This window comes from Simplicispira lacusdiani (assembly GCF_003604195.1).
GTDB classification, from domain to species: Bacteria; Pseudomonadota; Gammaproteobacteria; order Burkholderiales; family Burkholderiaceae_C; genus Simplicispira; species Simplicispira lacusdiani.
The window spans coordinates 1-15,816 of record NZ_QXGR01000004.1; the positions used below are offsets into that span (position 1 = coordinate 1).

Here is a 15,816-nt window from a genome sequence, read left to right on the forward strand (position 1 = left end):
AAGTAGGTCATCGTCAGGCTCTTACAGCCCAGCAACGCCCCTCTCAGCAATGAGCGGGGCGTTTCTGCTTTGGGCGTTCGAAATCTGTCCGGTAAGGCTGTTCATGGAGATTGGCTTGGGGTAGGATTTACGTTGACGTAAACGTCATCCTTGAAGCCATTGTAGGGATGATCGGGCTACAGGCCTGTCATCTGTGCAACTTTGCAACAAGCCCGCACGACACCATGGCCAGCACCACATACACCATCAGAGATCTCGCTAAAGAGTTCGACCTCACCACCCGCGCCATGCGCTTTTACGAGGACATGGGTCTCCTGCAGCCCGAGCGCACCGGGCCAGGCGGGCGCACCCGTACCTACAGCCCGCGCGATCGCACGCGCTTGAAACTGACGCTGCGCGCAAAGCGCCTGGGCCTGTCACTCACCGAGGCCAAGGAAATCATCGATCTCTACGATAGCCCGCGCGACACCAACGTGCAGCTACAGAAGTTCCTCAATGTGCTCGAACAGCACCGCAGACAACTCGAAGAACAGATGGCCGATTTGCAGGCCAATCTGGATGAAGTCAAGGAGCATGAAAAAGAGGCGCGCGCCCTGCTGGGCAAAGCAGGCAAAAATCCCGCATAATTGACGTTTACGTAAACGTAAATTAGGACGGCGCATGAACACCCCCCGCTTGGAGCCTCGCGACCCCCACTTCGCACAGCGCGTGCAAGAGAGTTTTGCGCGCCAAGGGGCCATGCAGACGCTCGGCGCACGGCTGGGCCTGTTGGAGCCTGGGGCGGTCGATATCGAGCTGGACTGGGCACAGGCGCTGACGCAGCAGCACGGTTTTCTGCATGCGGGCATGGTGGCTACGGCGCTTGACTCCGCCTGCGGTTACGCAGCCTTCACCCTCATGCCCGCCGACGCGGCGGTGCTCACCATTGAATTCAAAATCAATCTGCTGGCGCCCGCTCAGGGCGAACACTTCCGCATGGAAGGGCGTGTGCTCAAGCCGGGCCGCACCATCACGGTGAGCGAGGGGCGCGCCTATGCGCTGTCCGGCGGGCAGGAAAAACTCGTGGCCACCATGGGCTGCACCCTGATGACCGTCACCGGCCGCCAGGAAATCAAGGGCTGAGAAGGCCCGCAACAACCACTCACACAGGAGAACACCATGAGCATTCCCGCCAACATTCCGGGCCTTAACTTCCAGCTGGGCGAAGAGGTCGATGCCCTGCGCGACGCGGTGCGTGATTTCGCGCAGTCCGAGATCGCACCCCGCGCCGCGGAGATCGACCACAGCGACCAGTTCCCCATGGATCTGTGGCGCAAGATGGGCGACCTGGGCGTGTTGGGCATCACGGTGTCCGAGGAGTACGGCGGCGCCAACATGGGCTACCTGGCGCACATGGTGGCCATGGAGGAAATCTCGCGCGCCTCGGCTTCGGTGGGCCTGAGCTACGGCGCGCACAGCAACCTTTGCGTGAACCAGATCAAGCGCAACGGCAACGACGAGCAGCGGAAAAAATACCTGCCCAAGCTGATCAGCGGCGAGCACGTGGGCGCGCTGGCCATGAGCGAGCCGGGCGCCGGCTCGGACGTCATCAGCATGAAGCTCAAGGCCGAGGACAAGGGCGGTTACTACCTGCTCAACGGCAGCAAGATGTGGATCACCAACGGCCCTGATGCCGACACCCTGGTGGTCTACGCCAAGACCGAGCCCGAACTGGGCGCGCGCGGTGTCACGGCCTTCCTGATCGAGAAGGGCATGAAGGGCTTCTCCATCGCCCAGAAGCTCGACAAGCTGGGCATGCGCGGCAGCCACACGGGCGAACTGGTGTTCCAGGACGTGGAAGTGCCCGCGCAGAACGTGCTGGGTGGCGTGAACAACGGCGCCAAGGTGCTGATGAGCGGCCTGGACTACGAGCGCGCCGTGCTCACCGGCGGCCCGCTGGGCATCATGCAAGCCGTGATGGACAACGTGGTGCCCTACATCCACGACCGCAAGCAGTTCGGCCAGAGCATCGGCGAATTCCAGCTCATCCAGGGCAAGGTCGCCGACATGTACACCCTGCTGCAGGCGGGCCGCTCGTTCGCCTACACCGTGGCCAAGAACCTCGACATGTTGGGCACCGAGCATGTGCGCCAGGTGCGCAAGGACTGCGCCAGCGTCATCCTGTGGTGCGCCGAGCAGGCCACGAAAATGGCGGGCGACGGCATCCAGATCTTCGGCGGCAACGGTTACATCAACGAGTACCCGCTGGGCCGTCTCTGGCGCGACGCCAAGCTGTACGAGATCGGCGCCGGCACCAGCGAAATCCGCCGTATGCTGATCGGCCGCGAACTGTTCGCCGAAACCTGCTGACCACACCCTGTCCCCCAGCCACCACGAGGAAAGAAGCCATGGCCACCGATTCGATTGATGACCTGTTCGTCCACAACCGTGAATGGGCCGCGCAGATGCAGCGCGACCGGCCTGGCTTCTTCACCCAACTGATGGCGCAGCAAAAGCCCAAGTACATGTGGGTGGGCTGCTCGGACAGCCGGGTGCCTGCCAACCAAATCACCGGGCTGGAGCCGGGCGAGGTCTTCGTGCACCGCAACGTGGCCAACGTGGTGGTGCCGACCGATCTCAACTGCCTCTCCACCATCCAGTACGCGGTGGACCAGCTGCAAATCGAGCACCTCATGGTCGTAGGCCATTACGGCTGTGGCGGCGTGCTGGCAGCGTTGCAGGACATCCGCGTGGGTCTGGCCGACAACTGGATCCGCCACGTCAAGGATGTGCGCGACCGCCACCGCGACCTCATCGCCTCGATCGCGCCAGAGTGGCGCCACGACGCGCTGTGCGAGCTCAACGCCATCGAGCAGGTGGTGAACATCGCGCACACCACCGTGATGCAGGATGCCTGGGCGCGCGGGCAGAAGGTGCATCTGCACGGCTGGTGCTACGGTCTCAAGGACGGCCTCATCAACAACCTGCACATGACGGTGGCCGGCAGCCAGGGCATCGACTCCCTCTACAAGGCCGCCGTGGCGGGGGTGGCCGCGGCGCGGCGCTAAAGTCAGGGGGCTCCCGTTCACACTGGACGCCCACGCCCATGTTTCCACAGCGCCTTGATTCGCCCCAAGCCTACGACATCGCCAAGGCGATGATGGACGGGTTCAACCGCCATTACCGCCTGTTCCGCACTGAATCCGCGCGCGCCAAGCACCGCTTCGAGACCGCAGACTGGCACGGCCAGCAGCGCGCCCAGCGCGAGCGCATCGAGTTCTACGACCTGCGCGTCAAGGAATGCACGATGCGGCTGGAGAAGGAGTTCAAGGCCGGCCAGCAGCCCATGGACGTGTGGCACCAGGTCAAGCTGCACTACATCGGCCTGCTGGTGGACCACCACCAGCCCGAACTGGCCGAGACCTTCTTCAACTCGGTCACCACCAAGATCCTGCACCGCACGCATTTCCACAACAACTTCATCTTCGTGCGGCCGGCGGTCAGCACCGAATACATCGAGAACGAGGAGCCCGCCGCGCGCCCCACCTACCGCGCCTACTACCCTTCGCGCGAGAACCTGTTCGAGACGCTGCTGCGCATCGTGGACAACTTCCAGCTGCAGCGCGAGTTCGACGACCTGCCGCGCGACCTGCGCCATGTGCTCGGCGCCATGCAAGGGCGGCTGGACAAGGTGCGCCTGCGCGCCAACTTCCAGATCCAGGTGCTCTCCAGCCTGTTCTTTCGCAACAAGGGCGCCTACGTGGTGGGCAAGATCATCAACGGCTTCAACGAGGTGCCGTTCGCCCTGCCCATCCTGCACAACGAGGCGGGCAAGCTCACCATCGACGCGGCGCTGTTCGGCGAGGACGACCTGCAGATGCTGTTCAGCTTCGCGCGCGCCTACTTCATGGTGGACATGGAGATCCCCAGCGCCTACGTGCAGTTCCTGCGCAGCCTCATGCCGCGCAAGCCGCGCGCCGAGATCTACAACGCCCTGGGCCTGGCCAAGCAGGGCAAGACGCTGTTCTACCGCGACTTTCTCTACCACCTCAAGCATTCCAGCGACCAGTTCCGCATCGCGCCCGGCATCAAGGGCATGGTGATGCTGGTGTTCGACCTGCCGAGCTTTCCCTTCGTGTTCAAGCTCATCAAGGACTACTTTCCGCACCAGAAGGAAACCACGCGCGAACAGATCAAGGGCAAGTACCTGCTGGTCAAGCAGCACGACCGCGTGGGCCGCATGGCCGATACGCTCGAATACAGCGAAGTCGCCTTTCCGCGCGACCGGTTTGACGATGCCTTGATCGCAGAGATCGAGAAATTCGCGCCCAGCCAGCTCGAAATCAGCGACCGCGACGGTGACGGCCAGCAGGAGGTCATCATCAAGCACCTCTACATCGAGCGGCGCATGATCCCGCTCAACATCTACCTGCAGGAGGCCTTCGACACCGGCCTCTCGGACGCGCGCGCGCGCCAGCAGATGGAGCGCAGCGTCATCGAGTACGGCAACGCCATCAAGGACCTCGTGGCCGCCAACATCTTCCCCGGCGACATGCTCTGGAAGAACTTCGGCGTCACGCGCAACGGCAAGGTCGTGTTCTACGACTACGACGAGATTGAATACCTCACCGACTGCAATTTCCGCCGCGTACCCACGCCGCGCAACGAGGAGGAAGAGATGAGCGGCGAGATCTGGTACACCGTCGGCCCGCGCGACGTCTTCCCCGAAACCTTCGGCCCCTTCCTGCTCGGCAACGATGCCGTGCGCGAGGTGTTCATGCAGCACCATGCCGACCTGCTCGGCGTGGAGTTCTGGCAGTCGCACAAGGAGCGCATCCTCGCGGGCCATGTGTACGACGTGTTCCCCTACGACGTCAGCCGCCGCTTCTCGCACGCCCACGAAGCCCAGGGCATCTGATTCCGTTTTCCCCTCATTTCACCTAGGAGATCTTCCATGTCCGCATCCCAAGACCCCATCGTCATCGTCGGCGCCGCCCGCACCCCCATGGGGGGCTTCCAGGGCGATTTTTCCGACCTCGCCGCGCATGACTTGGGCGGCGCCGCCATCAAGGCCGCCGTCGAGCGCGCGGGCGTGGCGCCCGCAAAGGTCGATGAAGTGCTGTTCGGCAACTGCCTGATGGCGGGCCAGGGCCAGGCGCCCGCGCGCCAGGCCGGCTTCAAGGGCGGCCTGCCGCGCAGCACCGGCGCGGTGACGCTGTCCAAGATGTGCGGCGCCGGCATGGAAGCCACCATCCTCGCGCACGACCAGCTCGTGGCGGGCAGCCGCGACGTGATGGTCTCGGGTGGCATGGAGAGCATGACCAACGCCCCCTACCTGCTCAAGAAAGGCCGTGGCGGCTACCGCATGGGCCACGACAAGATCTTCGACCACATGATGCTCGACGGCCTGGAAGACGCCTACGAGGCCGGCCGCTCCATGGGTACCTTTGGCGAGGATTGCGCCGCCAAGTACCAGTTCACGCGCGAGCAGCAGGACGCCTTCGCCATGGCCAGCGTGCAGCGCGCCCAGGACGCCATCAACTCGGGCGCGTTCAAGGCCGAGATTACCCCCGTCACCTTCAGCACCCGCAAGGGCGAGGTCACGGTGGCGCAGGACGAAGGCCCGCTGAAGATCCGCCTGGACAAGATCCCCACGCTCAAGCCCGCGTTCAAGAAGGACGGCACCATCACCGCCGCCGCCAGCTCCAGCATCAACGACGGCGCCGCCGCCCTGGTGCTGATGCGCCAGTCCACCGCTCTGGAACTCGGCTGCAAGCCCCTGGCGAAAATCGTCGCCCACGCCACGCACGCGCAGGAGCCCGAGTGGTTCACCACCGCCCCGGTGGGCGCGACCGAGAAGGCCCTGAAGAAGGCCGGCTGGAAGGTGGACGACGTGGACCTGTGGGAAATCAACGAAGCCTTCGCCGTTGTCCCCATGGCGCTGATGGCCGACCTGAAGGTGCCGCACGAGAAGGTCAACGTCAACGGCGGCGCCTGCGCGCTGGGGCACCCCATCGGCGCTTCGGGCGCGCGCATCCTGGTCACGCTGCTGCACGCGCTGCAGGCGCGCGGCAAGAAGAAGGGCCTGGCCACGCTGTGCATCGGCGGCGGCGAGGCCACGGCCATGGCGATCGAGCTGGTTTGATTGCTATCGAATTAGTAGCTTCTAGCGCTTTTATATAGGGTGCTGGAGGCCTATTTAATTCATATTCAATGCCTACTGTCCTGGTGATCGGCGCTTCGCGCGGCATCGGCCTGGAGCTGGCGCGCCAGTACGCCGCCGAGGGCTGCCGTGTCATCGCCACCGTGCGCGACGAGGCAGGCCGCGCGCGCGTGCAGGCGCTCGGCGCCCAGGCCCTGACCGTGGATGTGGCCAACCCCGCCAGCGTCAGCGGCCTGGCCTGGCAGCTCGACGGCGAGGAGATCGACGTCGCGCTCTACGTGGCCGGCGTGATGCGCCGCCCCGGCGCGCGCACGCCGCCCACGCAAACCGATTTCGACGCCGTGATGCACGCCAACGTGCTCGGCGCCATGCAGGCCATCCCGCAGGTCGCGCCGATGGTGGAGGCCGCGGGCGGCGTGTTCGCCTTCCTGTCCTCGTCCATGTCGCAGATCGGCAGCGTGGGCGAGAGCAGCGCCTGGCTCTACCGCGCCAGCAAGGCCGCGCTCAACATGGCCGTGGCGGCCGCGCAGCACGATTACCCGCGCGCGACGCTGGTCACCATCGACCCCGGCTGGGTGCGCACCGACATGGGTGGCGAGCACGCGCCGCTCAGCGTGCAAGACAGCGTGCGCGGCATGCGCCACACCCTCGCCCACCTCACCCCCGCCGACAAGGGCCGGCTCTTGCACCACGACGGCCAGCGCGCCGCTCACTGGTGAACGCCCACTGAAACCACATTGACGGAGACCCCATGCTGCTGACCCAAGACCAGGAAATGATCCGCGACGCCGTGCGCGCCTTCGCCCAGGAGCAACTGTGGCCCCACGCCGCGCGCTGGGACAAGGAACACCACTTCCCGCGCGACGCCCACCAGGGCCTGGCTGCCTTGGGCGCCTATGGCATCTGCGTGCCCGAAGACCTGGGCGGCGCTGGCCTGGACTACCTCACGCTGGCCCTGGTGCTCGAAGAGATCGCCGCCGGCGACGGCGGCACCAGCACGGCGATCAGCGTGACCAACTGCCCCGTCAACGCCATCCTCATGCGCTACGGCAACGCGCAGCAAAAGCGCGACTGGCTCACCAAGCTGGCGCAGGGCGAGATGCTCGGCGCCTTCTGCCTGACCGAGCCGCATGTCGGCTCCGATGCCTCGGCACTCAGGACGACGGCCGTGAAGCAGGGCGACGAATACGTGATCAACGGCGTCAAGCAGTTCATCACCAGCGGCAAGAACGGCCATGTGGCCATCGTCATCGCCGTCACCGACAAGGGCGCGGGCAAGAAGGGCATGAGCGCCTTCCTCGTGCCCACCAGCAACCCCGGCTACGTGGTGGCGCGTCTGGAAGACAAGCTGGGCCAGCACAGCAGCGACACGGCGCAGATCAACTTCGACAACTGCCGCATCCCGGCCGAGAACCTCATCGGCGCCGAGGGCGAGGGCTACAAGATCGCGCTGGGCGCCTTGGAGGGCGGGCGCATCGGCATCGCCGCGCAGAGCGTGGGCATGGCGCGCAGCGCGTTTGATGCGGCGCTGGCGTATTCCAAGGAGCGCGAGAGCTTTGGCACGCCCATCTTCAACCACCAGGCCGTGGGCTTCCGCCTGGCCGACTGCGCCACGCAGATCGAGGCCGCGCGCCAACTCATCTGGCACGCCGCCGCGCTGCGCGACGCGGGCCAGCCCTGCCTGAAAGAAGCCGCCATGGCCAAGCTCTTCGCCAGCGAGATGGCCGAGCGCGTCTGCAGCGCCGCCATCCAGACGCTGGGCGGCTACGGCGTGGTGAACGACTTCCCGGTCGAGCGCATCTACCGCGACGTGCGCGTGTGCCAAATTTACGAAGGCACGAGCGACGTGCAGAAGATCATCATCCAGCGCGCGCTGGCGTGAGGAGAAGGGGGCAACCCCCTGAGGCGCTGCGCGCCTTCCCCCTTCTCTCTCGCCTCGCTGCGCGATGCGGGGAAGGGGAACGCCACCAGCGCGGCGGGGCGGCCCTTGCGCGGTGGCCGCCGGCCTGGGCCGCGCCGTGGGTGCATGCACTGCGGATGGCTGGCTGTGGGCTGCGGTCGCACTGGTGCGCCTTGCACTCTGGTGACAGAATGTATCCATGAGCGCCAAAGACACCGCACCGGCCGTTGATGCGACGGCCACCGATTCCCCTTCCAGCACCCCGGTCCGCCGCCGTGCGGCACGCGCCACGCCGCAGGCCGCCCGCCCGCGCGCCGCGCGCCGGGGCGACACCGCTCCCACGCTGACACCGTCCGCCGTGGCCCGCCATGTGCAGCGCGAGACCACGCAGGCCGCGCAAGGCAGCCAGTGGGCCGCCGTGCAGGACCTGGTGGCCAACACCGGCCTGCCGGCGCGCCAGCGTGCCTCGGCGCTGCGCGCGATGCTCGAAGGTGCCTCGCAGGACGACCGGGAGGTGCTGCGCCAGGCCCTGCTGGCCGGCGCCGCGCAGGAGGCCGGGTCCATCATCGGCAAGGGCCACCCCGACGACGAACTCGCGCAGGGCTGGCGCGACGGCGGCTATCCCTACAAGCACCTGATGCGCCGCGGTACCTACGAGGAGCAGAAGTACCTGCTGCAGGTGGAACTGCTCAAGCTCCAGGCCTGGGTCAAGGAGACCGGTCAGCGCGTGGTGATCCTGTTCGAGGGGCGCGACGCGGCCGGCAAGGGCGGCGCCATCAAGCGCTTCATGGAGCACCTGAACCCGCGCGGCGCGCGCGTGGTGGCGCTGGAAAAGCCCAGCGACGTCGAGCGCGGCCAGTGGTACTTCCAGCGCTACATCCAGCACCTGCCCACGGCCGGCGAGATCGCGCTGTTCGACCGCAGCTGGTACAACCGCGCGGGCGTGGAGCGCGTCATGGGCTTTTGCTCCGACGGCGAATACCACGAGTTCATGCGCCAGGCGCCCGAGTTCGAGCGCCACCTGGTGCGCAGCGGCGTGCACCTCATCAAGTTCTGGTTCTCGGTGAGCCGGGCCGAGCAGCGCCGCCGCTTCAAGGAGCGCGAGGTGCACCCGCTCAAGCAGTGGAAGCTCAGCCCCATCGACATGGCCTCGCTCGACAAGTGGGAAGACTACACGCGCGCCAAGGAGGCCATGTTCTTCGACACCGACACGGCCGACGCGCCCTGGACCGTCATCAAGAGCGACTGCAAGAAGCGCGCGCGCCTCAACGCCATGCGCTACGTGCTGCACAAGCTGCCCTATGCCAAGAAGGCGGCCGACACCATCGGCAAGCTCGACCCGCTGATCGTGGGCCGGGCGCATGTGGTGTACGAGCGCGGCGAGAAGGCGGGCGCCCTTCTGTGAGTGCCGGGCCGCCCGGGTGGCGGTTCTGGCGACAATGGCGGCTGCCTTGCTTCCGACACCCGCCTCCATGACTTCACCCGCCGACCCCTGCCCCTGCGGCCGCACCGGCGACCGGGGCGTGCCCCGGTCCTACGCCGGATGCTGCGGCCGCTACATCGACCACTGGGACGGCGCGCCCGCTCCCGACGCCGAAAGCCTCATGCGCTCGCGCTACACCGCCTTCGTGCGCGGGCACGCCGACTACCTGCGGGCCACCTGGCACGCCAGCACGCGCCCGGCCGCGCTGGACCTGGACCCGGGCGCGCGCTGGCTCGGGCTGGAGGTGCGCGGCCACCAGGCCACCGGGCCGGAACGGGCCGAGGTCGAATTCGTGGCGCGCTACCGCGTGGGCGGGCGCGCCGTGCGCCTGCATGAACGCAGCCGCTTCGTGCACGAGGCCGGGCGCTGGTACTACGTCGATGGCGACATCCGATAGCAGGGTTTGAATGAAATCGGGCTTTGAGTCCCGCCCCATAAGCGCTAACAGCTATGAAATTTGAAGCAATCCTGTTCGACTGCGACGGCGTGCTCGTCGACAGCGAACCCATCACCAACGGCGTGCTGTGCACCATGCTCAACGAAGCGGGCTGGGCGCTGTCGTCCGAGGAGTGCATGCGCCTCTTCATCGGCAAGACGGTGCGCAGCGAGGCCGCGCGCATCGAGGCGCACACCGGCAAACCCCTCACCGACGCCTGGATGGCGGCGTTCTACGCCCGCCGCAATGCGCGGCTGGAAGCCGAGCTGCAGGCCATCGAGGGCGCGGTCGAGGCCGTGCGCGCCGTGCATGCGCGGCTCGGCGGGCGCATCGCCTGCGCCTCGGGGGCCGACCGTTTCAAGGTCGAGATGCAGCTGGAAAAGGTGGGCCTGGCGCCGTTCTTCGCGGGCCGCGTCTTCAGCGGCCACGAGATGCCGGCCACCAAGCCCGCGCCCGATGTCTACCTGGCGGCAGCCGCCGCCGTGGGCGTGCCACCCGCGCGCTGCCTGGTGGTGGAGGACACGGTGACCGGCGTTGCCGCGGGCGTGGCGGCGGGCGCCACCGTGGTGGGCTACAGCCCCTCGTCCGTGGGCCATGGCTCGCCCGAGGCGCTGCGCGCCGCCGGGGCCGTGCAGGTCATGAAGCACATGGGCGAGTTGCCCGGGCTGCTGGGGTGATTCCCTGTTCCCTGGCGCGGACCCGCGCCGGGGTCAGAACGATTCCCAGTGGGTGTCGTCGGCCGTGGCGGCGGGCAGCTTGGCCGCCGTGGTACGCGGGGCCGGCGCCTGGCGCACGGCGGCTGGTGCCGGACGGGCGGGCGGGCGGTGCGCGGCGGGCGCGCGGACCGGGGCCGATGCCGCGTGGCCCGCGCCCAGCTGGAACACCGCCACCGATTCCACGAGGGCCTGGGCCTGGGCGTTGAGGCTGCTCGCGGCGGCGGCCATTTCCTCCACCAGCGCGGCGTTCTGCTGCGTGGTCTGGTCCATCTGCGTGACGGCCTCGCTCACCTGCGCCACGCCCGACGCCTGTTCGCGGCTCGCCGAGCTGATTTCTCCCATCAGGTCGGTCACGCGGCGGATGCTGTCCACCACCTCGCCCATGGTCTCGCCCGCCTGGTTCACGAGGGTGCTGCCCTGCTGCACCTGCTCCACGCTGGCGTGGATCAGGGCCTTGATCTCCCGGGCCGCGTCGGCGCTGCGCCCGGCCAGGCTGCGCACCTCGCTGGCCACCACGGCAAAGCCCCGGCCCTGCTCGCCCGCGCGCGCCGCTTCCACGGCGGCATTCAAGGCCAGGATGTTGGTCTGGAAGGCGATGCCGTCGATCACGCCGATGATGTCGCTGATCTTGTGGGAGCTTTCGTTGATGCCCTTCATGGTCTGCACCACCTGGCCCACCGCGTCGCCGCCCCGGGCCGCCACGGTCGAGGCGCTCTGCGCCAGCTCATTGGCCAGGCGGGCGCTGTCGGCGTTCTGCCGCACCGTCGCGCCCAGCTCTTCCATCGAGGCCGCGGTCTGTTCCAGCGCGCTGGCCTGGCTTTCCGTGCGCGCGGACAGGTCCTGGTTGCCCTGGGCGATCTCCGCGCTGGCCATGGCCACGCTTTCCGAGCCGCGCCGCACCTGGGACACCACCTCGGCCAGGCCCGCCTGCATGGTGGACAGCTGCGCCAGCAGGCTCTGCGTGTCTCCGGCGCGCACGGCCACCGTGCGCGTGAAGTCACCCTGCGCCACGGCGCGTGCCAGGTCGGCGGCGGTGCGGGGCTCGCCGCCCAGCTCGCGCAGCAGGCTGCGCGTGATCAGCGTGCCCAGGCCCGCAGCCAGCGCCAGCGCCAGCAGGCCCAGCGCGATGAGCGTGGTGCGTGCCGTCTGGTAGGTGGCGGTGGCGGCGCTGGCATCGGCGGCGATGCCGGCCGATTCATGCTCGATCATGGCCGCGATGGCTTCCTTGTAGGCGCCCAGCACGGGCCGCAGCTTGCCGCTCAGGTAGGCCTTGGCCTCGTCCGGCTGGTCGGCCAGGATCAGGGCCACCAGGGCTTCCTGGCCGGCGATGTACCGGCTGCGCTGTTCGGTGACGCGGTTCAGAAGCTGCCGGTCCGGTCCGGCCGTCATGCTTTTCTCCAGCTCCTCGATGCGCGCGCCGATCGTCTTGCGCGCCTGGGCGATCACCTCGACCTGGCGCTGCCGGTCGGCGCCCTCCTGTGTCAGCATCATGTTGCGCAGGGCGATGGCGATGGCGTCAACCTGGGTCAGGATCGTCGTCGATGCCGAGATCCGGGGCCAGCGTTCGTGGGCGATCTGGCCCAGGTCGGCCTTCATGCGGCCCATCGAGACCAGGCCCATGCCGATGCACAGGAGCAGCAGCGCGCAGACGGCGCCAAAGCCGGTGCTCAGGCGCGTGCGCACCTTCCAGGCTGATATATCCATGGGAAGATCTCCGTGAGAGTAGGAGCCGGCCGGTGGGCCGGCGGGTCGTGGCGGGCTGGATGCCGCCCTGGCGGGCAACCCGGTAGGGTTGTGCGAATGAGATGTAACCGCATGTTATTCAGGGCAGGCTTGCAAAAAGCTTGCAGCCAGTGAAAGGGCCTGGCGTCCATAAGGGTTTGCCCGCAGTGGCGTGGCGCGGGAGCGGGGCGGCGGGGTCAGATCTGGATGCCATATCCCGTCCATGTGGCGTCGGGTTTCCAGTGGCGCACCCAGCCGGGCAGCTCGCTGGCGGGCATGGGGCGGGCAATGCCGTAGCCCTGCGCCTGCTCGCAGCCCAGGGGGATCAGCAGGCTGCCGTGCGCGATGGTCTCCACCCCCTCGGCGATGACTTCGCGGCGGAAGGCGTCGGCCAGGCCGATGACGCCCCGCACGATGGCCAGGTCGTCCGGGTCGCTCTGCATGTCGCGCACGAAGCTCTGGTCGATCTTGATGACCTCGGCGTTCAGGCGCTTGAGGTAGGTGAGCGAGGAGTAGCCGGTGCCGAAATCGTCGAGCGCGAAGCGCACGCCCAGCGCCTGGCAGCGGTGCATGATGTCGGAGACATGGGCGATGTCCTCCAGCGCGCTGGTTTCCAGGATTTCCAGCTCCAGGCGGTCGGGCCGCACGTCGGGCTGGGCCGCGAGCAGTTCCGCCAGCCGCTTCACGAAGCCCTCGGTCTGCAGCTGCAGGGCGTCGATGTTCACGCTCACCGCCAGGTCCAGCCCCTCGGTCCGCCATTGCGCCATCTGGCGCAGCGCCGTGGCCAGCACCCATTCACCCACCTCGATGCTGATGGCGTGGCCCGCCATGGCCGGCAGGAAACTGGCGGGCGAGAGCAATCCACGCTCGGGGTGCTGCCAGCGGATCAGGGCCTCCGCACCGAGGACCACGCCGGTGCGCATGTTCACCTTGGGCTGGTAGTGCAGCACGAACTCTTCGCGCGCCAGGGCCTTGCGGATGCGGTCGATCTCCTCGCGCTGGGTCTTCACGGCGGTGTCGTGGGCCACGTCGAACAGGTGGTAGCGGTTCTTGCCCGCCTGCTTGGCCAGGTACATGGCCTGGTCGGCGTGGCGGATGAGCAGGTCGGGCTCCACGCCGTCGGTGGGGTACAGCGTCACGCCGATGCTGGCCGAGACCTGCAGCAGGGCGTCGCCCACGTGCATCGGGTCGGCGGCCGCGTGCAGCATGCGTTCCAGCACGGGCTCGCAGTCCTGCGCGTGCTCCAGGTCCACCAGCACGGCCACGAATTCGTCGCCGCCGATGCGCGAGAGGGTGTCGCCATCGCGCAGAGCGGTCTTGAGGCGGTGGGCCAGCGCCACCAGCAGTTCGTCGCCGCGCTCGTGGCCATGGTGGTCGTTGACGGATTTGAAGCCGTCCAGATCGAGGAAGGCCACCGCCAGCGACTGGCCCGTGCGCTGGCAGCGCAGCATGGACTGCTGCAGCCGGTCGGCCAGCAGCACGCGGTTGGGCAGGCCGGTCAGCGCGTCGTAGTGGGCCACATGCTCCAGCTGGCGCTCGTTCTCCTTGATCTCGGTGATGTCGGTGAACAGCGACACGTAGTGCTGCACTTCCCCGCTGGCGCTGTGCACGGCGCTGATGGTGATGATTTCGGCGAACAGCGAGCCATCCTTGCGGCGGTTCCACATCTCGCCCGTCCAGTGGCCCTGCGCCGTGAGGGTGCGCCAGAGGGCGGCATAGAACTCGGGGCTCTGCCGTCCCGACTGGAGCATGCGCGGGTTGTTGCCCAGCGCCTCCTCGCGCGTGTAGCCGGTGATCTGCGTGAACGTGTCGTTCACATCGATGATGGTGCCGCGCGGGTCGGTGATCATGATGCCCTCGCGCGCGTGGGTGAACACGCTGGCCGCCAGCTGCAGCTTCTCGTGCGACTGCATGCGCTCGGTGACGTCGTGGAACGATCCCACCATGGTGAGAGCCCGGCCCCGGGCGTCACGCTCGGTCACGCGGCCGCGCCACAGGCCCCAGATCCAGCGGCCATCCTTGTGCCGGATGCGCTGCGCGGCCTCGAACTGCTCGGTCACGCCTTTCAGGCAGATGCGCAGCGAGCGGTCCAGCGTGCGCAGGTCGTCGGGGTGCGTCCGGTGCCGCCAGGTGTCCACCGGGAGCTGGGCCATCTCGTCGGGGGTGTAGCCGAAGATGCGCGCCAGGATCTCGTCGCTGTGCACCGTCTGGGTTGGCAGGTCCCAGCGCCACATGCCCATCTGGGCGATCAGCATCGCCTGGTCGATGCGGTCCTTGGCCGCCTGAAGCTCGCGGCGCTGGGCATCGAGCTCGGCCTCGATCCGCAGCCGGTCCGCCACCATGGTGTTGAAGCCCGTGGCCAGTTCGACCAGTTCCACGGGGCCGGAGGGCTCGGCCAGCACGCCTTGCCCACCCTGGCTGAACTCCTGCACGGCCTGCCTCAGCGAGCCGATAGGGCGCTCGATGCGGCGCGCCAGCGCCAGGGCGAACAGCACCAGGCCCAGGATGATGAACATGCCCAGGGCGGCGTTGGTGAGGGCGCGGCTGCGGGTGTGCTCGGCGATCGGGGCGCTGGGCACGCCGAAGAATGCGACCCAGTCGGTTTCCGGGATGGGCGTGGTGGAGTAGTAGCGCGCGATGCCGTCAATGCCGGCCAGCTCGAAATCGCCGCTGCGCATCTCGGCGATCTTGCTGGCCGTGGCCCAGTCGGGCCGGGTGCCGATGAGGCCTCCCGGGTCTTCGTTGCGCCAGATCAGCGTGCCATCGATGCCGATGATGCCGTAGCGGCTGTCCGGCGGCAGCTCCCGTGATCCCAGGCTGGGGCGGAACGCCCGCAGGTTGAGGGGCAGGTGCACCGCGCCCACGACCTCGCCGCCGGGTTCGCGCACGGGCATGCTCAGCACCGAGACCCACTTGCCCGTGATCGGGCCGATGTGGGGCCGCCCGACGCTGAAGCGCTGCTCGGCCATGACCTTCTGGAACCAGTCGGTGCCGCCCACGTTCACCGGCCGGTTGGCCGGCAGCGGCACGGCCGAGCACAGCGTGTTGCCCACGCGGTCGGTGTAGACGATGTTGGAATACTCGGGTGTCAGCGTGTGCAGGTCCGCCAGCACGCTGTCGCACTGCAGGGGGTCCATGGCCTGGACCCGGGGGCGTTCGGCGATCAGGCGCAAGGTCTCGTGCGTGGATGCGATCTTGCGCGACAGGTCGGCGGCGATGCTGGCCGCCAGCGGGCGCTGCGCCGCCCGCGCCTGGGCCAGCGTGTCCTCCGCGTCGCGCAGCACGTTGTAGCCGAGCGTCCCGATCAGCGGGATGACCAGTGCAACCACCAGCAGCAGGAGATAGGCGCGGAGAGGGGCTTTCATCAGGGCGGGTTCAGGGCCGGGAAGAATGGGTGTGCTGGCGTGTCCACGGGAT

At 67.8% G+C, this 15,816-nt stretch carries 13 protein-coding genes; 11 read left to right on the top strand and 2 right to left on the bottom strand.

Annotation, left to right across the window (positions count from 1 at the left end):
- Window positions 1-224: 224 nt before the first annotated feature.
- From D8S75_RS06165 to D8S75_RS06220, 11 genes are all read left to right on the top strand, one after another.
- Window positions 225-626 carry a MerR family transcriptional regulator gene (locus D8S75_RS06165; RefSeq protein ID WP_119965133.1) on the top strand — a complete coding sequence of 134 codons (402 nt, stop codon included), beginning with the start codon at window positions 225-227 and terminating at the stop codon, window positions 624-626.
- Between the two features lie 34 nt (window positions 627-660).
- On the top strand, window positions 661-1,122 hold the full coding sequence (locus D8S75_RS06170; protein ID WP_119965135.1) for a PaaI family thioesterase: 462 nt from the start codon (window positions 661-663) through the stop codon (window positions 1,120-1,122).
- A 36-nt stretch (window positions 1,123-1,158) separates the two neighbouring features.
- The gene (locus tag D8S75_RS06175) at window positions 1,159-2,349 is read left to right on the top strand and encodes an isovaleryl-CoA dehydrogenase (protein ID WP_119965137.1); all 1,191 of its coding nucleotides are present in this window, start codon (window positions 1,159-1,161) and stop codon (window positions 2,347-2,349) included.
- A 38-nt stretch (window positions 2,350-2,387) separates the two neighbouring features.
- Window positions 2,388-3,047, top strand: coding sequence for a carbonate dehydratase (can, locus tag D8S75_RS06180; RefSeq protein WP_119965139.1), 660 nt, complete (start codon window positions 2,388-2,390; stop codon window positions 3,045-3,047).
- A gap of 38 nt (window positions 3,048-3,085) precedes the next feature.
- Entirely contained in the window at window positions 3,086-4,897 is a 1,812-nt protein-coding gene (gene aceK, locus D8S75_RS06185) for a bifunctional isocitrate dehydrogenase kinase/phosphatase (RefSeq protein ID WP_119965141.1), read from the top strand.
- Between the two features lie 36 nt (window positions 4,898-4,933).
- Window positions 4,934-6,124 (top strand): acetyl-CoA C-acyltransferase, encoded by a 1,191-nt coding sequence (locus D8S75_RS06190; RefSeq protein WP_119965142.1) that lies wholly within the window; start codon window positions 4,934-4,936, stop codon window positions 6,122-6,124.
- A 68-nt stretch (window positions 6,125-6,192) separates the two neighbouring features.
- Complete coding sequence (locus D8S75_RS06195; RefSeq protein WP_119965144.1) at window positions 6,193-6,861, top strand: SDR family oxidoreductase; 669 nt, start codon at window positions 6,193-6,195, stop codon at window positions 6,859-6,861.
- Between the two features lie 32 nt (window positions 6,862-6,893).
- Window positions 6,894-8,024 (top strand): acyl-CoA dehydrogenase family protein, encoded by a 1,131-nt coding sequence (locus D8S75_RS06200; protein ID WP_119965146.1) that lies wholly within the window; start codon window positions 6,894-6,896, stop codon window positions 8,022-8,024.
- A 217-nt stretch (window positions 8,025-8,241) separates the two neighbouring features.
- Window positions 8,242-9,447 (top strand): polyphosphate kinase 2, encoded by a 1,206-nt coding sequence (ppk2, locus tag D8S75_RS06210; protein ID WP_119965150.1) that lies wholly within the window; start codon window positions 8,242-8,244, stop codon window positions 9,445-9,447.
- A gap of 67 nt (window positions 9,448-9,514) precedes the next feature.
- A complete protein-coding gene (locus tag D8S75_RS06215; RefSeq protein ID WP_119965151.1) occupies window positions 9,515-9,922 on the top strand; it encodes a YchJ family protein in 408 nt (135 codons plus the stop codon).
- Window positions 9,923-9,975: 53 nt separating this feature from the next.
- Window positions 9,976-10,638, top strand: a complete 663-nt coding sequence (locus D8S75_RS06220) for an HAD family hydrolase (protein WP_119965153.1) — start codon at window positions 9,976-9,978, stop codon at window positions 10,636-10,638.
- A 33-nt stretch (window positions 10,639-10,671) separates the two neighbouring features.
- Here D8S75_RS06220 and D8S75_RS17860 read toward each other — a convergent pair whose 3' ends face one another.
- Together D8S75_RS17860 and D8S75_RS06230 are read right to left on the bottom strand one after the other, a co-directional pair.
- Entirely contained in the window at window positions 10,672-12,381 is a 1,710-nt protein-coding gene (locus D8S75_RS17860; protein WP_119965155.1) for a methyl-accepting chemotaxis protein, read from the bottom strand.
- Window positions 12,382-12,596: 215 nt separating this feature from the next.
- Window positions 12,597-15,764, bottom strand: coding sequence for a bifunctional diguanylate cyclase/phosphodiesterase (locus tag D8S75_RS06230; protein WP_119965156.1), 3,168 nt, complete (start codon window positions 15,762-15,764; stop codon window positions 12,597-12,599).
- Window positions 15,765-15,816: the final 52 nt, after the last annotated feature.